The organism is Methylobacterium marchantiae (genome assembly GCF_042679825.1).
Lineage (GTDB): Bacteria > Pseudomonadota > Alphaproteobacteria > Rhizobiales > Beijerinckiaceae > Methylobacterium > Methylobacterium marchantiae.
This window is the reverse complement of sequence record NZ_JBHTND010000006.1, coordinates 44,894-63,949: the sequence shown is the minus strand read 5'-3', so window position 1 is coordinate 63,949 and position 19,056 is coordinate 44,894. Positions and strand designations below refer to the sequence as shown.

Here is a 19,056-nt window from a genome sequence, read left to right as displayed (position 1 = left end):
ATTGATCGATGAAGCCCATGGATGTCGACCTGAACGATCTGCCCTTCGACCTTCCCGGCATGCTCGCTGGTCTGCGCCCTTGGATCGCGTGCGAGAGCCCGACCCACGATCGGGTCGCGGTGAACCGGATGATGGGCGTGGCCGCCCGCGACCTCGCCATGGCAGGCGCCACGGTGGAGACGATTCCCGGCCGGATGGGCTTCGGCGACTGCGTCCGCGCCCGTTTCCCGCACCCGAACCGGGACGCGCCGGGCATCCTCGTCCTCGGCCATCTCGACACGGTCCATCCCGTCGGTACCCTGGCGGCGCTGCCCTGGCGGGTCGAGGACGAGCGCTGCTACGGTCCCGGAATCCTCGACATGAAGGGCGGGAATTTCATTGCCCTCGAAGCCGTCAAGGCTCTGCGCAAGGCCGGAATCGGGACGCCGCTTCCCGTCACCTTTCTGCTCACCAGCGACGAAGAGGTCGGCAGCCCCTCCACCCGCGACCTGATCGAGGCGGAGGCCGTGCGTCATCGCTTCGTGCTGGTGCCGGAGCCGGGCCAGCCGGGCGACGGCGTGCTCACCGGCCGCTACGCCATCGCCCGTTTCAACCTTGAGACCACCGGCCGGCCGAGCCATGCCGGCGCCCGTCTCGGTGAGGGCCGCTCGGCGATCCGCGCCATGGCGCAGAAGATCATCGCCATCGAGGCGATGTCCGATTCCGACTGCACCTTCAGCGTCGGCATCGTCGCGGGCGGGCATTGGGTGAATTGCGTGCCCACCTCCTGCCGGGGCGAGGCCCTGAGCATGGCCAAGCGCCAGGGCGACCTCGACCGCGGCGTCGAGAGAATGCTGGCGCTGAGCGGCGAGGCGGACGGCGTCGCGTTCACGGTGACGCGGGGCGTCACCCGTCCCGTCTGGGAGCCCGACGCCGGAACCATGGCGCTCTACGAGACCGCCCGCCGGATCGCCGCCGGCCTCGGCTCTGGCCTGCCGCACGAGAGCTTCGGCGGTGGCTCCGACGGCAACTTCACCGGCAATCTCGGCATCCCTACCCTGGACGGCCTCGGTGCCTGCGGGGCCGGCTACCACACCCTCGACGAGCACGTACTCACCGCCTCGCTGCCGCACCGCGCCAGGCTTCTGGCCGGCCTGATGGCACGGCTCGAATGAATACAACGGCCTGCATCCTGCATACACTTCGTCACGAGAGCCGCGATGCGGCGATGGGGAAACGGTTCATGCACAATGCTATCGGGGGTACGGTGATCGGGACGGGTCTTCTGGCGACGCTCGGCCTCGCGGTTCTGGCGTCCGTGGGTGCTCCCGGCCCGGCGATGGCTCAGGCCAAGCCCGTGACCATTCGCGCGGTGATGCATTCGGGCCTGCGGATCACCGACCCGATCATCACCACCGCCTACATCGCCCGCAACCACGGCTACATGATCTACGACACGCTGTTCGCCACCGATGCGAGCTTCAAGGTCCAGCCGCAGATGGTGAAGGAGTACAGCGTCAGCGACGACACGCTCATCTACACCTTCACCTTGCGCGACGGGCTCAAGTTCCATGACGGCGCGCCGGTCACGTCTGCCGATTGCATCGCTTCGCTCCGGCGCTGGGGCAAGCGCGACAGCATGGGTCAGAAGCTCATGGAATACACCGCTTCCCTCGATGCGGTGGACGACAGGACCTTCACGCTGAAGCTGAAACAGCCCTACGGTCTCGTCCTGACGTCGCTCGGCAAGCCGTCGTCCAACGTGCCCTTCATCATGCCGAAACGCATCGCCGAGACCCCGGCTGACAAGAACGTGCCCGAGGAGATCGGTTCCGGGCCGTTCCGCTTCGTCAAGGGCGAGTTCCAGCCCGGACTGAAGGTCGTCTACGAGAAGAATCCCGACTACGTGCCCCGCTCCGAGGCGTCGAGCTGGACCTCGGGGGCCAAGGTGGTGAAGGTCGACCGGGTCGAGTGGCTCAACATCCCCGACTACCAGACCGCCGTGAACGCCCTCATCAACGGCGAGATCGACTATATCGAGCAGCCGCCGCACGACTTCCTGCCGATCCTGAAAGCGGCGCCCGGCATCCAGATCATCAACTACAATACGTTGGGCGTCTCCGGCATGCTCCGGATGAACTGGCTCAACCCGCCCTTCGACAACGAGAAGATCCGGCAGGCGGCGCTGCTGGCCGTCAACCAGCAGGACTATCTCGACGCCCAGATCGGCGACCCGGACTACATGGTGCCGTGTCTGGCCATGTTCGTCTGCAACACCCCCAACGCCACCGATGCCGGCGCACCCAAGACCGACCTCGCCCGCGCCAAGCAGCTCCTCAAGGAGGGCGGCTACGACGGCAAGCCCATCGTCGTCATGCAGCCCACCGATCTCGCCATCGTCGCCCCGCTGGGACCGGTGACGGCCCAGGCCCTGCGCAAGATCGGCATGAATGTCGATCTGCAATCGATGGACTGGCAGACCCTGGTGGGACGTCGCGCCAAGCAGGACCCGGTGGATCAGGGCGGCTGGAACATCTTCCACACCACCTGGGTCAATGCGGACATGCTCAACCCCGTGAGCAATGTCGGCATCAATGCGCGGGGCAAGAAAGGCGGCTTCTTCGGTTGGGCCGAGGATGCCGAGATCGAGACGATGCGCAACGCTTACGCGCTCGAAACCGATCCGGGAAAACAGGTCGCCATCGCCAAGGCCGTGCAGGAGCGGGCCTATGCAGTGGGCATGTACTACCCCACCGGCCAGTTCATCAGCCCGCTCGCTGCCGGCCCCAAACTGAAGGGCATCCTCGAAGCACCGGCGCCGGTGTTCTGGAACATCGAGAAGAAGTGAGGTTCGCACGGCGTCCCCTTTCCCCTCTGCGGGAGAGGGTGGCCCGCGAAGCGGGTCGGGAGCGCGTTCTCCTGAAGGGTCGCTCTCGTTTCCCGACCCTCGCTGATGCGACGCCTCCCCTGCCCCGCGGAGGGGAAGGGATCACGCCATGACCCATCCGAGACATTGGAGATCCCCGCATGGGCCGCTTCCTCGCCGGACGCCTTGCAGCCACCCTGCCGGTGATGGGTGTGGTCGCCGTCATCGTATTCCTGCTGCTGCGGCTGGCGCCGGGCGATCCGGCCGCCATCCTGGCCGGCGACGCCGCGAGCCCGGAGCAGATCGCGGCGATCCGGGCGCGCCTCGGCCTCGATCAGCCGATCCTGACCCAGTTCCTGTCCTGGCTCGGCCGTCTCCTTCAGGGCGATCTCGGCTCCTCCATCATCTCGAACCAGCCGGTGGCCAAGCTCATCCTCGAACGGATCGAGCCGACGCTGGCGCTCGCCACCACCACCATCGTGTTCGCGGTCCTCGTGGCCGTTCCCCTCGGGGTGCTCGCCGCGTGGTGGCACGGCACCTGGGTCGACCGGGCGGTGATGGCCGTCTCGGTGCTCGGCTTCTCGGTGCCGGTCTTCGTCCTCGGCTATCTCCTCATCTTCGGCTTCGCCATGCAGCTGCGGCTCCTGCCGGTGCAGGGCTATGTCAGCATCACCGAAGGGCTCTGGCCGTTCCTGTCGCGGCTGATCCTGCCGACGCTGACCCTGTCGGTGATCTACATCGCCCTCATCGCGCGGACCACGCGCTCCAGCGTGCTGGAGGTCCTGGGCGAGGACTACATCCGCACCGCCCGCGCCAAGGGCATCGGCGAGACCCAGGTGCTGTGGCGCCACGCCCTGCGCAACGCGGCGGTGCCGGTGATCTCGGTGATCGGGCTGGGCATCGCGCTCCTCATCAGCGGCGTCGTCGTCACCGAGAGCGTGTTCAACCTGCCCGGCCTCGGCCGCCTCACCGTCGATTCCGTACTGGCGCGGGACTACCCGGTGATCCAGGGCGTGATCCTGCTGTTCTCCGCCCTCTACGTGGTGATCAATCTCGCCATCGACTTGTCCTACCTGCTGTTCGATCCGAGGATACGCTATTGAGCGCCGAGAATCGGACGATGCCCTCCCCGGTCACCTCCCCTCTGGCCTCGCGGCTCGCGACGCTGCCGCCGGCTTTGCGCCATCCGGGCGTGCTCTTCGGGCTCGCGGTCCTGCTGATCGTCGGGCTCGCGGCGCTCGCCGCCCCCTTCCTCTGGACCGGCGACCCGATCCTGCTGCGCCCGCGCCTGCGCCTGAAGCCACCGTCGAGCGTGGCCTGGCTCGGGACCGACGCGTTCGGGCGCGACGTGTGGACCCGCGTCGTCTACGGCGCCCGCGTGTCGCTCGCCATCGGCTTCTCCGTGGCGGCCTCTGCCGTGCTGATCGGCCTCTTCATCGGGCTCGTCGCCGGCTACCTGCGCCGCCTCGACGCGGTGGTGATGCGGATCATGGACGGCATCATGGCGATCCCGTCGATCCTGCTCGCCATCGCCATGGTGACCTTGTCGGGCGCCGGGATCGGCACGGTGATCGTCGCTATCGCCATCCCCGAGATCCCGCGGGTGGCGCGCCTCGTGCGCAGCGTCGTGCTGTCGGTGCGCTCAGAGCCCTATGTCGAGGCGGCGATCGGCGCCGGCACCCGCCTGCCGATGCTGCTGATCCGCCACGTCCTGCCCAACACCATCGCGCCACTCATCGTCCAGGGCACCTATGTCTGCGCCTCGGCGATCCTGACCGAGGCGATCCTCAGCTTCCTCGGCGCCGGCATCCCCACAGAGATCCCGAGCTGGGGCAACATCATGGCCGAGGGCCGGCAATCCTTCCAGATCGCGCCCTGGGTGATCCTGTTCCCGGGCCTCTGCGTCGCCGCCACCGTGCTCGCCGTGAACGTCATCGGCGACGGCCTGCGCGATGCCCTCGACCCGCGCACCGCGCGTCGCGTCGGAGCCCTGCGATGAAAGGAGACCCGGCGATGAGCCAGCCCGTCCTCTCCATCACCGGCCTCACCGTGCCGCTGCCTTACGGGGCCGACCGGGCCAACGCCATCGAGGGCCTGTCGCTCAGCGTCGGAGCGAACGAAATCGTCTGCGTCGTCGGCGAATCCGGCTCGGGCAAGTCGGTCACGGCGAGCGCCGTGATGGGGTTGCTGCCGCCCGCTCTCAAACCCTCGGCGGGCGAGATTCTGCTCCAGGGCGAGGACATCCTGAAGGTCGCTCCCGCACGCCTGCGCGCTCTGCGCGGCAGCCGCATGGCGATGGTGTTCCAGGAGCCGATGACGGCGCTGAATCCGGTGCTCAAGGTCGGCGAGCAGATCGCCGAGATGCTGGAGGCGCATGCGGGACGCTCGGGCCGCGAGGCACGCCGTAGCCGTGTCCTCGACCTCCTCGGGGACGTGCATCTGCCCGATCCGCCGAGCCTGGCGAAGGCCTACCCGCATCAGCTTTCCGGTGGGCAGCGCCAGCGCGTCATGATCGCCATGGCGCTCGCCAATGATCCTGCCCTGATCATCGCCGACGAGCCGACCACGGCTCTGGACGTCACCACCCAGGCGCAGATCCTCAAGCTGCTGAAGGAGCTGCAGGCCCGCCGCAATGCCGGCATCCTGTTCATCACCCACGATTTCGGAGTCGTCTCGCAGATCGCTGACCGGGTCGTGGTGATGCAGAGAGGGCGCCTCGTGGAGGAGGGTAGAGCCGACGAGGTGCTGACCCGGCCCCGCGATCCCTATACCCGCATGCTCATCGCGGCGGTTCCCAGTGCCGAGCCGCCGCCTGCCCGTCCGAGACAGCAGGCGGCGGCACCCATCCTCGCCGTACGCGACCTCACCAAGACCTATGGCGGCCGCGGCCTGTTCGGCGGCGGACGCGCGGTGACGGCTCTCGACGGCGTCAGCCTCGCTCTCCAACCGGGCGAGACCCTCGGCATCGTCGGGGAGTCGGGCTCCGGCAAGTCGACCCTGGCACGTTGCGTCGCCCGCTTCGTCGACCCGTCCGCCGGCCATATCCGCATCGGCGGCGACGATATCGCCCTGCTGCCGCCTCGGGAGCTGCGCCCCTACAGGCGCCGGGTGCAGATGGTGTTCCAGGACCCCTACCGCTCCCTCAACCCGCGCCGGAAGGTGGGCCAGTCGATCATCGAGGGACCGATGAATTACGGCCTGTCGAAGGAGGCGGCGTTGGCGAGGGCGGCGCGTCTCCTCGACCTCGTCAATCTGGAGAAAGGTGCGCTCGACCGCTATCCGCACGAATTCTCCGGCGGCCAGCGCCAACGCATCGCCATTGCCCGGGCGCTGGCCATGGAGCCGGACGTGCTCATCGCCGACGAGGCGGTCTCCGCCCTCGACGTCTCGGTGCAGCGTCAGGTGCTCGAATTGCTGGAGGACATCCGCGAGCGGTTGAACCTCTCGATCCTGTTCATCACCCACGACCTGCGCGTGGCGGCCCGCCTCTGCGACCGGCTCGTGGTGATGCTCGGCGGCCGGATCGTCGAGGAGGGACCGACCGCCGCGCTCTTCGCCAACCCGCGCCATGCCTACACGCAGGCGCTGTTCGCGGCGGCTCCCAAGCTTCGGCTGGCGGCGAGCTGATCGGGTGCGCCCTCCGTCGGTCGGCTCGTTGCGCTCATGCCGGCTCGCAGATGTCGGCTGAGTGCAGGGGCAGGTCCGAGTCTGTCCCGGGGAAATCCTGCCTTGCCTCTCCGGTCGCCGATATCGGTTCACGCGATGGGTCGCCCAGCGGACCGGCATGAAGCCGGGCCATCAGCTCTGCGATGGCCTCCGGCAGATCGGCTTCGTGATCGACGCCGAAGGCGAGGTCGAGAGCGGGCATCGCGCTGCGCAAAAGCGATCGAGGCGCGACCGCGGCGGAACGGGATCGCTCAGATTCCGTAAGGGCGATCTGCAGGAAGGTCGTGCAGAGGATGGTGGTCGGTAGGGCGAGCATGGCTTCAACGTGGGGTGCGTGACGCACCTGCGCGGAGATCCGCCATCGTCCGATCGCGGCGGCCCGTCTCGCGAAGGCTACCCAAGCTAGGCCGTGCCGGTTGAACCGAACCTGAAGGGCTTGTGCGGGCGCATCCGGGTCCGGCCATTCGCGCGGGACGGGACGAGGTGACCGCGTTGACGATGAAACCGAGCCGTCCGATGTCTGGCGCACACAGAAGACCGACGGTTCCTGAAAGTTCTCTGCGTCGGGATCAGATGTAGTGCCGGAACACGACCTGGCTCTGGATGTCCTGCGTGCCGCTGCGCTCGCATCCCTCGGCCGCATTGCGACCGGCCATCACGGATGTCGGCAGGATCAGGGTGACGAGGGCGAGCAGCCAGCGGAAGGGACGTGCAGCTGTCATGTCGGGCTCCTGGACTCTGTCGGGATCAGGTCGTCACCGTGTGATCGTGCGCAGACATTGCCTGAATATTTCATGGCCGAGCTCTGACCCTCTCGCGGTGCTCGGGCGCACTTCGGCGCCCGGCGGCTGCGGCAAAACAGGACTCCGGGAGCGGTGCGGTCACCGGAGCAGAGAAGATGAGCATCCCGGGGCGTTCGGCATGCATCGCCGTCGATCCAGCCCAGGGTCGTCGATCTGCAGTTTCGAGACATAGTGATCGATCGCGTCACCCTGCGCCCCCGCTCATCGAAACACATCCCGGTCTCGATGAGTTGGTTCCGACGCGGACCGAAACGAGAAAAGCCGCCCGAAGGCGGCCTTTCCAAGAGATGATCATCTCGTCGATGGCGAAGGAAGCCCGAAGGCTCCCGGTTCGCTTAGTTGAAGGTGTCGATCTCAGCCGACTCGTAGCTGGTGACTTCCATGCCGACACACACTTCCTGAACGACGGGGGCAGTCCAAGCCATGATGTTTCTCCTGAATTTCAAGTCTTCTTAAGAAGACATCTCACATACGCGGCACGACCGCGCTTGAGAGACACCTATTGCTTGGTGCTCGCCAAAGCAAGACGGAATGCGGAAATATCGTGCAGGATTCCCTTAGTTTTCTCTCATGGAACGTGATCGGAAACGCCACGCGAGCAAGGTGAGGGCATTCCAGCCGTCACGTACGGGCAAAGGCCGCAGCATCCGCCACCTGATCCTCGCTCGGGATCATCCCGGTATAGAGCACGAACTGCTCCAGGGCCTGCAAAACCACGACCTCGTGACCGGTGATGCAGCGTTTGCCCGAGCGCTCGGCCGCGAGGAGGAAAGGCGTCATCGAAGGAAGGGCCACCACATCGAAGGCGATGTCGCAGGCCGCGATCAGCGAGAGCGGAAAGGCGAGTGTCTCTGCCTCCGGCCCTTCCATGCCCAGCGGAGTGACGTTGATGAGGAGCGGCGCCGGCGCCTCGCCGATCTCGGGATGCCAGCCATAGCCGTAGCGTTCCGCCAGCGCCCGGCCGGCTCCCTCGTTGCGGGCGATCACCCGGCCCTGCGTGAAGCCCGCATCGCGGAGGGCCGCGACCACGGCCTTGGCCATGCCGCCGGAGCCGCGCAGGAGGAAAGGCGTACGCGGATCGATGCCGTGATTCCGGAGGACCAGGCGGATGGCGACGTAATCGGTATTGTGGCCGGTCAGCCGTCCCGCCTCGTTGACCACCGTGTTGACGCTGTCGATCGCGGCCGCGGAGGCTTCGAGCCCATCGAGAAGCGGGATCACCGCCTCCTTGAATGGCATGGAGACGGCACAGCCTCGGATGCCCAATGCCCGGATACCACCGATCGCGGCAGGCAAGTCGGTGGTGGTGAAGGCCTTGTAGACGTAGTCGAGCTTCATGAGCTCGTAGAGCCGATTGTGGAAGCGCGAACCGAAATGGCCAGGGTGTCCCGAAAGGGACATGCACAACGTGGTTTCACGTCCGATCGGCGGCTTCATCGTCATCTCCGATAGGCCGGAGGCGCGGATTGTCCCGCGTTCCGGCATCGGAGGGATATCATGTCATGAGCCAGCTCTCATGGGCCGATTCCCATGGATAGGGCGTCCCATGGATAGGGCCGTGTCCGTCAGATCTTGCGGGTGCGCCCGTCGTCGCGGATAGCCTCGGCATGGTACCAGCTGTCACCGAAATCCATCCGGGGAAGGTCAGCTGTCTGGGTCATGCGGGCGCCGAGATCCACCACGGCATTGCTGCCCTTGCGAATGCTCGTCGAATAGGCACGCGGTGCGACTGCGTCCTTTCTGGGCAAAAAAGCAAATATTTCAGCCGATTGCCGAGGGAGATTCATAGTCATAATTTCACGTCTCCAGTGGCTGCTGGGCGTTCCTGCCCCCGACGTCACCTGATGATATGAGTGTCTTCTGATCTTTGCACCGGCTGATCGAAAGAAAAGCAGTACATGCCGGTAATTCGAGCATGCCTGAATTTGTTTCATCATTCCGACGACGGTGTGCCGACGCTGCGAAAACCATCGACGCATCGCGCATCGATCCCGATCGGCAAAGCTCTAGCGGCTCGTTTTCGCGCGCGCCGGTCGATGCCAGGGTTCTTCTATCGCGATGTCGTCCGGAACAATCGTGGCGTAAGGCTCTTGATCTGGCCTAGCAACGACGCGCCGATTTTCGCGACATGATCTAGATTAAGCTCCGCCGTTTGCGAACCGAATCAAGATCACGATCCAGAATGAGCTTTCTCTGGAGGATCCGATGCGTCCTAAGCGTCACAAATCTATTTATGGAGACACGGACCATGGGCCTCTTCACGAAGGACATCCAGACCCTCGACGACCTGTTCGTCCATACCCTGCAGGACATCTATTACGCCGAAAACCAGATCACCAAGGCGCTGCCGAAGATGATTGCCAAGGCGAGCGATCCCGAGCTCAAGAGCGGTTTCGAGAAACATCTCTCGGAGACGGAAGGCCAGATCAGGCGTCTGGAGGAGGTGTTCCAGATGCATGGTCATCAGCCGAAGGCAGTGACCTGCCCGGCCATCGACGGCATCATCAAGGAGACCAACGAAATCTCTGGCGAGATCGGCGACAAGACGGTGCTGGATGCCGCCCTCATCGCCTCCGCCCAAGCGGTCGAACATTACGAGATCACGCGCTACGGCACGCTCGTCGCCTGGGCCAAGCAACTCGGCCGGAACGACTGCGCCAGCGTTCTCCAGCAGACTCTGGACGAGGAGCGTGCCACGGACGAGCGGCTGACACGAATGGCCGATAGCCAGATCAACCGCCGCGCCGCCTGATCCGATCCGGCCGCCCTCCTTGGCTGAGGGTGGCCGGGCAATGTCCGAACGCGTTCAGTCCGGGAAGAAGCGATTGGCTGGACGTGGTAAACCGAGGTGATCGCGCAGGGTTGTCCCTTCGTATTCGGTGCGGAACAGCTCTCTGCGCTGGAGTTCGGGCACGAGGGTGTCGACTACGTCGTCGAGCCCTTCCGGGACGAAGGGGAACATCACGTTGAACCCGTCGCAGGCGCTAGCCTCGAGCCATTCCTGCATCAGATCCGCCACTTCGGCGGGCGTGCCCACCATGGTCAAACCGCTATAGCCGCCGACTCTTCGTGCCAGCTCACGCACCGTTGCCCCGGTCTTGCGGGCATAGCCGACGATCTGCGCCTGCGCGCTCCTGCTGGCATTGGTCTCGGGGATGTCGGGAAGTGGCGCGTCGAGATCGAAACCCGATGCGTCGATACCGAGGCGCACGGAGAGATTGGCGATCCCGCTATCGGTCGGCACCAGGGCATCGAGCCGTGACTTCTTGGCTTCTGCCTCCTCTCGCGTCTCTCCGAGGACGATGAAGGCGCCGGGTAGGATCTTGAGGTGGTCCGGATCGCGCCCGGCGGCCGGCATCCTGCCTTTCACGTCGGCGTAGAAATCCTGGGCCGCCGCGAGTTTCGACCCCGACCCGAATACGACTTCGGCGGTCTCGGCGGCGATCTGGCGACCGGCTTCCGAAGCCCCGGCCTGAACGATCACCGGCCAGCCCTGGACGGGCCGGGCGATGTTGAGCGGTCCCTTCACCTTCAGGAATTCGCCGGCATGGTCGAGGACGTGAAGCCTGTCGGGGTCGAAATACACGCCCTCCTCCACGTCGCGAATGAACGCGTCGTCCGCCCATGAATCCCATAGACCGGTGACCACGTCGAAGAACTCGCGGGCGCGGGCATAGCGGATCGCATGGTCGAGATGGGCGTTGCGGCCGAAATTCAGGGCCTCGTCCGGATTGCCGGAGGTGACGAGGTTCCAGCCCGCCCGCCCGTTCGAGATATGATCGAGGGAGGCGAACTTACGGGCCACATGATAGGGCTCGTTGTAGGTGGTGGAAGCGGTGGCGACGAGCCCGATCCGCTCGGTGACGGCCGCGAGCGCCGGCAGCAACGTCATTGGATCGAAGGAGGTCACCGTGGCGCTGCGCTTCAGCGCGGCCATGGGCATGTTCATCACGGCGAGATGGTCGGCCATGAAGAACGCGTCGAACTTGGCCGCCTCCAGGCGCTGGGCGAAGCGCTTGAGGTGGGAAAAGCTGAAATTCGCGTCCGGATAGCCTCCGGGATAGCGCCACCACGCGGTATGGATGCCGATCGGCCGCATGAAGGCGCCGAGATGAAGGCGGCGAGGCTGACTCATGCGGGGCTATCTCCGTCCGGCGCGTGAAAGCACGGTTCCGGAATAGAGCAGCGGTGAGAGAAAAGGTTTCCCGATTTCGAGCGGAATGGCCGTGAACCTCCTGGGAGGGCTCGCCGTCACGAGCGCCGTTCCCGCCAGAACACGACGGCCCGGCAGGCGATGTCCCGCACCCGCCGGTCGAGGGCGGGGTAGCGGCGGAGAGTCGAGACCAGCTTTGCCCGCACCGCCCCCTTCAGCCCGCGCCAGCCGAGGGGAACGGTGAGATCCAGGAGTGGCAGGGGCTCGACGTTGAAGCGGCGCTTGTAATCGTAATCGCCGATGCTGAAGTCGAACGAGCGGCAACCCTCGGCATGAAGCGCCTCCATGGTCTTGTCGATGACGAGGCGCCCCGGCGAGCAATGGGACCATTCTTCACCCGCGTTGCTGATGCGGATCATCACGTAGGTGCCGGCATCACGGATCCCGAGCAAGGCGGCGACGACCTCGTCGCCCGATGTCAGAGCGCTGATGACGGCGTAGCCGCGGTCGAGACCTCGTTCCACGAGACGGCGGTAGAAGGCATCGAACTCGGCCTCGTCGAGGCGGTAATCGGCGCCGAGGCTGCGCATGCGCTCCTCCTGCTGGCGTGCCATGATCGCCAGCACGCGCTGGGCCTCGCCCTGTTCCGTGACGATGCGAAACCCCGTCGTCGGCTCGCGGGAGAACACCCGCCAGCTTCGCTCCAGTTCCTTGCGCACGGTCTTGGCGAGGCTGCGATGATAGACCTCCCAATCCTCCCCCGTCCTGACCTCGTTGCCGTTGAGCGGGCAGGGACACACGCCCTTGAGGAGGGACAGCGGATTGGGCCCGTCGGCGAAGGTCGCCGGCATCTTGCGGAGGGAGAGAAGATCGGCGGGGGGCAACGCATGGCGGATCGCCTGCCACAGCCGGAGGGCGCCGGCATGGTCCCTCGGGGCTGCGGGGCCGAGGAGCGGCGCGTTGTAATCGGTGAGGCCGAGATCAGCGAAGGCGATGATGCGGCGGCGTCCGGTCTCGTCGATCACCAGGGGCAGATGCATCGCGAGCGCCCCCGTCGCTCTGTCCCGCGCCGTCACCAAGAGAGGCGTCAGCCCCGCGCGGCCCTGGAGCGACTCGTACCAGGTCTCGATCCAGACCGGATCCTGAAAAGGCGTCGTCGCCCCCGTCCATCCGCGGACCTGCTCCGACCAGTCGGATGCGACCGCCACAGCGTAGCCGTGAGCGCCGGACGCACTGGTTTCCGAATTCACGATGCCCCGGCTATGGGCCGCCGGCGCCGTCTCGCTCATGCCGGCGCGGAGAGTTCCACGATCTGGCCCGGATGGGCCGCATCGAGGCGGAAATCGACGGCACGGCGCGCTGCACGCTCCTTCTTCACCCAATCGCTGTTGCGCAGCAGCTTCTGCATGACCGCCTTCGACCAATAGCCCGGTCCGCTGATGGCGTGGCTCGCCGGCTCGCGGCCGAAGCGGTGGCGCAGCATGCCGTTGGCGAGGTTGACGATCTGCTTGCGGCGGATCGGCTCGTCCACGAAGGAGACCGTCATCGATACGTTGAGGCAGTCGAGATTCTCGACCCGGTGCGGCGCGTTGAGCGGCCAGCTCAGCATCTGGCCCGGCGAGAGTTCCATCACCTGGGCGTGGGCGTCGTACCAGGGGGCGTAGGGCATATCGACCTCCACATCGAAGAGGGCGATGTCCTCGAGATGCCGCGGTGTCACGAAGGGCGGAGTCGAGGGATAGACGTAGACCCGCTTCGATCCGATGATCTGCCACAGGTGCTGCCCCGGCAGGTCGGCATGGTAATAGACCTGCGCATTGGGCGACGAGATCAGGATGCCGCAGGTGTATTTCGCCGGCGAGAAGCCGGGGACGCGCCGGGCCAGTTCCTCGAACATGGCGTCGAGCGTCTCGCGGTAGCGACGGTCGACGGTCTCGACATTGCGCAGGTTGAGCCACATCCGCCCCTGCGCGATGGAGTCGATGACCTGCGCGCCGGGAAGTCCCCCCGTCTCGCCCTCGCGCCAGAACTTGCGCTGGCCAGCGGCGCCCATGTGGACGAGGCTGTACTGGTCGCGGGGATAGGTGTCGATCAGATCGGCCAGGGCCTCCCGGGAGAACAAGGCGGATTCGTGCAGGCGATGCTCGAGCCGCAGGGGATGGTGGCCCCAGAGGGCGCTGTGGGTCTCGTCCCAGTCGGTGAAGATCGAGTCGTTCATGGCTACGGCCAATCCGTATCGTGTCCCGCTGCACCAGAAGGAGGCGGACCGTCTCCCTGCGGGATAGGGACGATCCATTTCCGGACATGTCATCCGGTGACGCCGTGACCTTTGCATTCATGATGCCGCCAGGGAAGGCATTTGCCGGAGGCGCACTCGTCAGAAAGTCTTTCGCAAGCGACCGAGAGTTAGGGTCGGCGGATCACGTCCTCCTCGGGATTCTCGCCGCATGACGCAACGCCCCAGACCGGGAGAGACGAGGGTGCCCTCCCCCTGCCTCCATCTCGTGGGAACAGGGCATCCGCCCTGCGGGGTCGGTGATTTCGCGGGCCAGTTGATCGAGGCACTCAGATGTCAGGGGCAACCGCAGGAGACTCTCGTCCTCGAGCCGGGCCGAGTGCCGCTCGGCGAGATCTGGCGCGTCGTAGGGAGAGCCCGCGCCGTCGTCGCCAACCTGCCCCTGGTGCCCTGGAAGCGGGCCCTGGTCGGTCCCCCTTCCGCCTTTGCCATCGCGCTCCTGCGGCGGCGGCGGCGAGTCGCGATCCTGCACGAATGGGGCGGCATGCACCGCCTGCGCCGCCTCGTCCTGAGGCCGCTCCTCCTCCTCGCGGACACGATCGTCCTCCTGTCGCCCCAGGTCCGAGAAGAACTCGCCGCCGATCCCCTGATCGGTCGTCTCGCCCGGCGGGCGGTGATGATGCCCCTTCCCCCTAACATCGCGCGGCCGACCGTCTCGGCGCGGAGTTCGCTGTCCGAGCGGATGCGCGCCGCCCGCGCCGAGGGGCGCCTCGTCCTCGGTCATTTTGGCTCGATCTATCCGGGCAAGCAGCCGGAGGCGATCCTCGACATCGCGGCGAGCCTGAAGGCGCGCGGCGGCGACCCGCTCGTCGTGTTCATCGGCTCGTTCATCCGCGCTTCGGACGGGATCGAGGAGATCTTCTGGAACAAGATCGCGACGCTCGGTCTCGCCGAGACCGTCGTGGTATCGGGCTACGTGGCCTCCCCGGAGGAGTTGTTCGGCCTGTTCGACGAGGTCGATGCCTTCGCCTACGTGCTCCCGGAAGGCCTCACCGCACGCCGGGCCAGCGTGCTCGCCTGCGTCCAGGCCGGGCGCCCAGTCATCGTCACCGAGCCAAAGCGCGCGGACGAGTTCGACCATCACCCGCGCTTCCGAGCGCTGCTGGCCGGCGGAGCCATCGTCGCGGCCCCGGCCGGAGCCGGGCCGGAGGCCTATGCCGACCTCGTCCTGGCCGCCGCCGCACGCCCGACGCTGCCGCCCAAACTCGATCGGCAGATTTGGTTCGCCGATGCGGCCCGAAGCTTGAGGGAAATCCTGGGCTGAAGCAGGGGCAAAAATGGTAAGCTGGCCTGCGTCCGACCGTCATGGGTCTGTGGTCGGGCAGGTATCGGATTGGGGTGCGGACCTTGCGCTTTCGTGACGACGAGGGGGCAAGGAGGCATGCCGTGACCCAATTCGACACAGACGATGTCCCGAAACGGACCGGATTCCGATTGACCGAGCACCTAGCAGTAGGCGGGCTGATCGTCGGCGGAATCGCGACCTTGCTCTGGCTCGGCCTGCTCGTGACCCTTGGCGGCTGGGCCGCCGGGATCATCGAGTTCTAAGCAGGTTTCGCAAAAGTGGTCACCGGTTTTGCGTCCTGAAACCTGAGACATTCCAGAGGACTGAGCGAGGTGAAGCGTTGGCTTGCCAATGCGAACCCGTTCAGGTCGTCGTCCCCAAGGGTGGGAGCCGCCTGTCGGGTCACGTCATGCGCTTCGGAACCGGGCGAGGTAGCGTAGACCGAAGACAGCGATGAGGAAGGTGACCCAGATCGGGTCGCCGCCGTCGAAGAGGAAGCTCTCCATGCAGGAGAGCAGCAGCCCGAACAGCCAGATCTGTACGAACATGATCGCCAGCGGATCCGTCCTGCCGCCCGCCTCGATCCTCATGACGTCGCGCAAGGGGGCGACGACGAAGATCGCAAGCACGAGGACAAGGCCGGGCAGGCCCAGGGTCACGGCGGTGTCCAGATAGCTGTTGTGGCTGTGCGAGGCATATCCGGCCCAGCTCGACCCGTCGTCGGAAGCCGCGCGCACGGTGACGTTGTTCCAGAACGCCGAGAAGCCGTAGCCGGTGAGCGGCCTCGAAGCCAGCGCATCGATGGCGAACTGCCACACGTCGGTGCGGCCGGTGAAGGTCGAATCCACGGGCAGCGCCCTCACCATCGCGGCCAGCGGCTCGCTCACCACCGTTCCGACGCTGAACAGGTTGATCACGAAGATCGGGGCGAGGGTGAGGAGGAAGCGTCCCCGGAACGAACGGATGACCGAGAACAGCCCCGTGATCGCCAGTGCGGCCAGCACGAGCGCCGTCGCACTCTTGCCTTCCGAGCCGATCAGGAACAGCCCGGACAGCGCGACGATGACGAGTCCCACCGTCACGAGGCCCGACCGCGTCACCGCTATGCCGATGAAGACCAGCATCGCCATGACCGCTGCAGCGGCGTTCTTGTGGCCGAACGTGCCCCGCCAATTGCCCGCGAGCGCGGGCTCGACCACGTCGGTGGACTGGTGGATGGCGAGGTCGGGTGCCAGCAGCATGCCGCCGTAGCAGGCCGCGAGCAGAAGCAGGGCCGCGATCGCCAGGAGGTTGCGAAGATCGTCACGGGACCGTGCCAGCAGCGGCAGGCAGGCGGCACCCAGCATGACCGCCGCCATCAGGGTCAGACGCTTGGCCGAGGTGACGGGATCCTGCGACAACACCACGTTCATGGCGAACCAGGCCCCGAGAGCCAGGAACCAGGGTGAGACGAACGAACGCAGCGCTCGCGAATGAGTGGCGAAGGTCAGGCCGAGGGCGAGCAATGCGAGGATGCCGAAGCTCGCATAGGTCAGGCCCTCGCGTCCGGTCGCGAGTTCTCCGATGTCGGGATTGCTCAAGTCCTGGAAGGGCTTCAGCGAGATCCAGGTGAGCAGGAGGATCGCCAGGAAGACGGCCTTGCGTGCCACCAAAGCTGCGGGGGTCTCGGCGAGCGCCGTCTGCAGCCGGCGCCATCCGCCTGGGGTGTCCTTCGATGCCGGCGCACCGGCCGTGGATCCAGCCGTCCTCATCGGCTCCCCGCCTTCATCTGCCGCGCGTCCGTAGACGCGGCGTGCTGGCGCGATAGGGCTGCGGCTCGATACCGAGGGCGGCAAGGCAGCGCCCGACAGCCACGAGGATCGGGTGCAGGGCGATGGTGGGCTCGCGCGTCCGCACCAGATCGAGGATGCCGCGCCCGAACGACAGGCCGAGGACGGCAAAGGACTTGCCGGCCAGGGTCGCGAGGCTGAGGCCGCCATGGGCCAGCTTGCGCTCGATCCTGTAATTGACGGCACCGATGCGCAGGCCCCGCGCGGCGAGCCACCCTGCCCTTGTCCGGGCGAGGGGCACCGTCTCGGTGATGATCGCCTCCGCCTCCCAGTAGAAGGTGATCCCTGCCCGGCGGGCGCGGACGAAGAAGTCGGTGTCGCCGCCGCCGAGGAAGTTGTACCCCGTGTCGAAGGGCGGTGAGCCCATCAGCGCGAAGGTGCGTCGCGTGATCAGACAGTTTCCGCTGCCGTAGATCACCGGAACCGGCCCGCTCTTGTCGTAGGCGGGGGCGAAGGCCGGATGCCGGCCGAGGCCCGCCCGCGTCCCCGGCTCGAAGCGCGGCATCACGGGGCCGCCGACGATCCCCGCCCCCGTACGCTGGGCCGTGGCCACCATGCGCTCCAGCCAGTCCGGCTGGGCGAGTTCGTCATCGTCGATCATCAGGAAGTAGCCGCTCTCGGGATAGGCCGCGAGTGCGGTGGTGAAGGCACGGTTGATCGCCGAGCAATTGCCCTGGCGCTGTTCCACCACACACTGTCCGACAAGCGGGCCTTTCGCGAACACTTCTTCCGCCGCAGCCCGTCCGGCCTGCGATCCGGCGTCGTTGTCGACGACGATCACGGCGAAGCGGCGCCCGGTCCGCTGACGCGCCAGGGAGGCGAGGGTCTGGACGAGGTGCTCCGGCCGCTTGAAGGTCGGGATGCAGATCACCGCGTCGAAAGGGTTGGCGCGCGTCTTCACGACGCGTTTCCGGTGAAACGCTCGATCACACTCATCAGCGGCTTGGGCCTCAGGTCGGAATCCAAGGGAAGCGGCCGGTTCGCCGTCCCGTCGGGGCGGGTGAAGTATATCGGCACCCAGGTATAACGATCCGTAATGCCCCAGGTCAGCACCGCGCTCGGCGGCGTCACTTCGTCCACCGCCTGAAGAAAATCGGTCGCCTTCTTGGCGATGAGCGCATCGCGGGTGGCGAAATCGGTCGGCAGCCCGAAATCGATCACGTCGAGTTCGGTCACCAGAACGTCGAGCTTCATCGCCTTGATCTCCCTCAGGAAGCTCTGGAGCCCGTCCCGGTCGATCGCTCTGTCCGCGAAGAGGTGACCCTGCAGGCCGATGGCGTGGATCGGGATGCCACGGTCGAGGAGCGAGCGGGCGATCGCGAGGATACCGGCGCGGCGCATGGCGAAGCGCTGACCGACGAACTCGACGTCGTATTCGTTGAGCACGAGCTGGGCCGCGGGATCGGCGGCGTGGGCCGCCTTGAACGCGATCGGAATGTAATCGGCCCCGAGGGTCTTGCTCCAGACGAAGTGGCGCAGATCCTGCGGCGAGGCCGGCTTGTCTGGCATCGGCTCGTTGACCACGTCCCAGGACCCGATGAAGCCGCGATAGCGGGACACCACGGTCTCGATATGGCTGGTTAGCATCCATTCGGCTTCGACCCGACTGGTGATGGCCTCGGCCCAGGCGGGCATCGCACCGTACCAGGCCAGGGTATGGCCGCGCAGGCCGAGCCCGTTGCGGCGGGCGAAGGCGGCGATCTGGTCTGCCTCGCCGAAGTCGAACGTCTCGCGATTCGGTCGCAGGACGGCCCATTTCAAGCCGCCCTCGGGAACCAGCAGACGGCATCTTTCCGCCAACGCGGCGCCGTAGGCTGCATCCGCCGTCAGGGCGCCACCCCGGACCGCGGCACCGAACGGGATCTTCCGCGGCGCGGCGGCCATGGCCGGAAGACCGTCGAGGGCACTTCCCAGGATCCCTGCCAGCGGGGTTCCCATGCCGAGGATGCCGCCCATGGCCCCTTTGAGGATGGCCCGTCGGTTGGAGGACGTCTTCATCATGCCGGGATCCCGCGAGACGTGGCGATCATCCAAAACGGTACAATCCGCCGGGACATGGCGAACGGTTTTGCAAGATCAGGTCCGCACATACGATGACATCCGTCGCGGGCGATGCCCCTCGCATTCCCGACCCTTGTGGCATGCCTTCCGCTGCCCGGCGACCAGGACATGCCTCCGA

At 66.3% G+C, this 19,056-nt stretch carries 18 protein-coding genes; 7 read left to right on the top strand and 11 right to left on the bottom strand.

The window, feature by feature from the left end:
• Positions 1–8 precede the first annotated feature (8 nt).
• From ACFQ4G_RS06325 to ACFQ4G_RS06305, 5 genes are all read left to right on the top strand, one after another.
• The gene (locus tag ACFQ4G_RS06325; protein ID WP_238208445.1) at positions 9–1,154 is read left to right on the top strand and encodes a M20/M25/M40 family metallo-hydrolase; all 1,146 of its coding nucleotides are present in this window, start codon (positions 9–11) and stop codon (positions 1,152–1,154) included.
• Positions 1,155–1,222: 68 nt separating this feature from the next.
• Positions 1,223–2,827, top strand: a complete 1,605-nt coding sequence (locus ACFQ4G_RS06320; protein ID WP_238208446.1) for an ABC transporter substrate-binding protein — start codon at positions 1,223–1,225, stop codon at positions 2,825–2,827.
• Positions 2,828–3,006: 179 nt separating this feature from the next.
• Positions 3,007–3,948: an ABC transporter permease gene (locus tag ACFQ4G_RS06315; protein ID WP_238208447.1), complete on the top strand. Its 942-nt coding sequence runs from the start codon at positions 3,007–3,009 to the stop codon at positions 3,946–3,948.
• 17 nt (positions 3,949–3,965) lie between these two features.
• Complete coding sequence (locus ACFQ4G_RS06310; protein ID WP_238208448.1) at positions 3,966–4,844, top strand: ABC transporter permease; 879 nt, start codon at positions 3,966–3,968, stop codon at positions 4,842–4,844.
• A 14-nt stretch (positions 4,845–4,858) separates the two neighbouring features.
• Positions 4,859–6,472, top strand: a complete 1,614-nt coding sequence (locus tag ACFQ4G_RS06305; RefSeq protein ID WP_238208449.1) for an ABC transporter ATP-binding protein — start codon at positions 4,859–4,861, stop codon at positions 6,470–6,472.
• A gap of 34 nt (positions 6,473–6,506) precedes the next feature.
• On the opposite strand, the gene ACFQ4G_RS06300 is transcribed toward ACFQ4G_RS06305, so the two are convergent.
• From ACFQ4G_RS06300 to ACFQ4G_RS06280, 5 genes are all read right to left on the bottom strand, one after another.
• A complete protein-coding gene (locus ACFQ4G_RS06300) occupies positions 6,507–6,827 on the bottom strand; it encodes a hypothetical protein (RefSeq protein WP_238208450.1) in 321 nt (106 codons plus the stop codon).
• Between the two features lie 253 nt (positions 6,828–7,080).
• On the bottom strand, positions 7,081–7,233 hold the full coding sequence (locus ACFQ4G_RS06295; protein WP_238208451.1) for a hypothetical protein: 153 nt from the start codon (positions 7,231–7,233) through the stop codon (positions 7,081–7,083).
• Between the two features lie 416 nt (positions 7,234–7,649).
• Entirely contained in the window at positions 7,650–7,739 is a 90-nt protein-coding gene (pqqA, locus tag ACFQ4G_RS06290) for a pyrroloquinoline quinone precursor peptide PqqA (RefSeq protein ID WP_018043773.1), read from the bottom strand.
• 196 nt (positions 7,740–7,935) lie between these two features.
• A complete protein-coding gene (locus ACFQ4G_RS06285) occupies positions 7,936–8,751 on the bottom strand; it encodes a shikimate 5-dehydrogenase (protein WP_238208452.1) in 816 nt (271 codons plus the stop codon).
• Between the two features lie 128 nt (positions 8,752–8,879).
• On the bottom strand, positions 8,880–8,975 hold the full coding sequence (locus ACFQ4G_RS06280; RefSeq protein ID WP_238208454.1) for a DUF2735 domain-containing protein: 96 nt from the start codon (positions 8,973–8,975) through the stop codon (positions 8,880–8,882).
• A gap of 587 nt (positions 8,976–9,562) precedes the next feature.
• On the opposite strand from ACFQ4G_RS06280, the gene ACFQ4G_RS06275 reads away from it, so the two are divergent.
• Positions 9,563–10,066, top strand: coding sequence for a YciE/YciF ferroxidase family protein (locus ACFQ4G_RS06275; RefSeq protein ID WP_238208456.1), 504 nt, complete (start codon positions 9,563–9,565; stop codon positions 10,064–10,066).
• A 54-nt stretch (positions 10,067–10,120) separates the two neighbouring features.
• Here the strand turns inward: ACFQ4G_RS06275 and ACFQ4G_RS06270 are convergent, their stop codons facing one another.
• The 3 genes from ACFQ4G_RS06270 to ACFQ4G_RS06260 all read right to left on the bottom strand — a co-directional run bounded on the left by ACFQ4G_RS06270 (position 10,121) and on the right by ACFQ4G_RS06260 (position 13,685).
• Complete coding sequence (locus ACFQ4G_RS06270; RefSeq protein ID WP_238208458.1) at positions 10,121–11,449, bottom strand: LLM class flavin-dependent oxidoreductase; 1,329 nt, start codon at positions 11,447–11,449, stop codon at positions 10,121–10,123.
• Between the two features lie 116 nt (positions 11,450–11,565).
• On the bottom strand, positions 11,566–12,756 hold the full coding sequence (locus ACFQ4G_RS06265) for a GNAT family N-acetyltransferase (protein WP_238208461.1): 1,191 nt from the start codon (positions 12,754–12,756) through the stop codon (positions 11,566–11,568).
• The gene (locus tag ACFQ4G_RS06260) at positions 12,753–13,685 is read right to left on the bottom strand and encodes a hypothetical protein (RefSeq protein ID WP_238208463.1); all 933 of its coding nucleotides are present in this window, start codon (positions 13,683–13,685) and stop codon (positions 12,753–12,755) included. Before ACFQ4G_RS06260 ends, ACFQ4G_RS06265 begins: the two co-directional genes overlap by 4 nt.
• A gap of 262 nt (positions 13,686–13,947) precedes the next feature.
• Between ACFQ4G_RS06260 and ACFQ4G_RS06255 the strand changes: the two genes are divergently transcribed.
• Positions 13,948–15,027: a hypothetical protein gene (locus ACFQ4G_RS06255; RefSeq protein ID WP_238208465.1), complete on the top strand. Its 1,080-nt coding sequence runs from the start codon at positions 13,948–13,950 to the stop codon at positions 15,025–15,027.
• A 428-nt stretch (positions 15,028–15,455) separates the two neighbouring features.
• Here ACFQ4G_RS06255 and ACFQ4G_RS06250 read toward each other — a convergent pair whose 3' ends face one another.
• The 3 genes from ACFQ4G_RS06250 to ACFQ4G_RS06240 are packed head-to-tail and all read right to left on the bottom strand — an operon-like array spanning position 15,456 to position 18,878.
• Positions 15,456–16,799, bottom strand: coding sequence for an O-antigen ligase family protein (locus ACFQ4G_RS06250; protein ID WP_238208466.1), 1,344 nt, complete (start codon positions 16,797–16,799; stop codon positions 15,456–15,458).
• A gap of 13 nt (positions 16,800–16,812) precedes the next feature.
• Positions 16,813–17,778, bottom strand: coding sequence for a glycosyltransferase family 2 protein (locus ACFQ4G_RS06245; RefSeq protein ID WP_238208467.1), 966 nt, complete (start codon positions 17,776–17,778; stop codon positions 16,813–16,815).
• Positions 17,775–18,878: an endo-1,4-beta-xylanase gene (locus ACFQ4G_RS06240; protein WP_238208468.1), complete on the bottom strand. Its 1,104-nt coding sequence runs from the start codon at positions 18,876–18,878 to the stop codon at positions 17,775–17,777. Before ACFQ4G_RS06240 ends, ACFQ4G_RS06245 begins: the two co-directional genes overlap by 4 nt.
• Between the last annotated feature and the right edge of the window lie 178 nt (positions 18,879–19,056).

Coding starts and splice junctions, on each gene's coding strand:
- ACFQ4G_RS06325 (WP_238208445.1), top strand. CDS start 9: ATGAAGCCCATGGATGTCGACCTGAACGATCTGCCCTTCGACCTTCCC.
- ACFQ4G_RS06320 (WP_238208446.1), top strand. CDS start 1,223: ATGCACAATGCTATCGGGGGTACGGTGATCGGGACGGGTCTTCTGGCG.
- ACFQ4G_RS06315 (WP_238208447.1), top strand. CDS start 3,007: ATGGGCCGCTTCCTCGCCGGACGCCTTGCAGCCACCCTGCCGGTGATG.
- ACFQ4G_RS06310 (WP_238208448.1), top strand. CDS start 3,966: ATGCCCTCCCCGGTCACCTCCCCTCTGGCCTCGCGGCTCGCGACGCTG.
- ACFQ4G_RS06305 (WP_238208449.1), top strand. CDS start 4,859: ATGAGCCAGCCCGTCCTCTCCATCACCGGCCTCACCGTGCCGCTGCCT.
- ACFQ4G_RS06300 (WP_238208450.1), bottom strand. CDS start 6,827: ATGCTCGCCCTACCGACCACCATCCTCTGCACGACCTTCCTGCAGATC.
- ACFQ4G_RS06295 (WP_238208451.1), bottom strand. CDS start 7,233: ATGACAGCTGCACGTCCCTTCCGCTGGCTGCTCGCCCTCGTCACCCTG.
- pqqA (WP_018043773.1), bottom strand. CDS start 7,739: ATGGCTTGGACTGCCCCCGTCGTTCAGGAAGTGTGTGTCGGCATGGAA.
- ACFQ4G_RS06285 (WP_238208452.1), bottom strand. CDS start 8,751: ATGAAGCCGCCGATCGGACGTGAAACCACGTTGTGCATGTCCCTTTCG.
- ACFQ4G_RS06280 (WP_238208454.1), bottom strand. CDS start 8,975: ATGACCCAGACAGCTGACCTTCCCCGGATGGATTTCGGTGACAGCTGG.
- ACFQ4G_RS06275 (WP_238208456.1), top strand. CDS start 9,563: ATGGGCCTCTTCACGAAGGACATCCAGACCCTCGACGACCTGTTCGTC.
- ACFQ4G_RS06270 (WP_238208458.1), bottom strand. CDS start 11,449: ATGAGTCAGCCTCGCCGCCTTCATCTCGGCGCCTTCATGCGGCCGATC.
- ACFQ4G_RS06265 (WP_238208461.1), bottom strand. CDS start 12,756: ATGAGCGAGACGGCGCCGGCGGCCCATAGCCGGGGCATCGTGAATTCG.
- ACFQ4G_RS06260 (WP_238208463.1), bottom strand. CDS start 13,685: ATGAACGACTCGATCTTCACCGACTGGGACGAGACCCACAGCGCCCTC.
- ACFQ4G_RS06250 (WP_238208466.1), bottom strand. CDS start 16,799: ATGAGGACGGCTGGATCCACGGCCGGTGCGCCGGCATCGAAGGACACC.
- ACFQ4G_RS06240 (WP_238208468.1), bottom strand. CDS start 18,878: ATGATGAAGACGTCCTCCAACCGACGGGCCATCCTCAAAGGGGCCATG.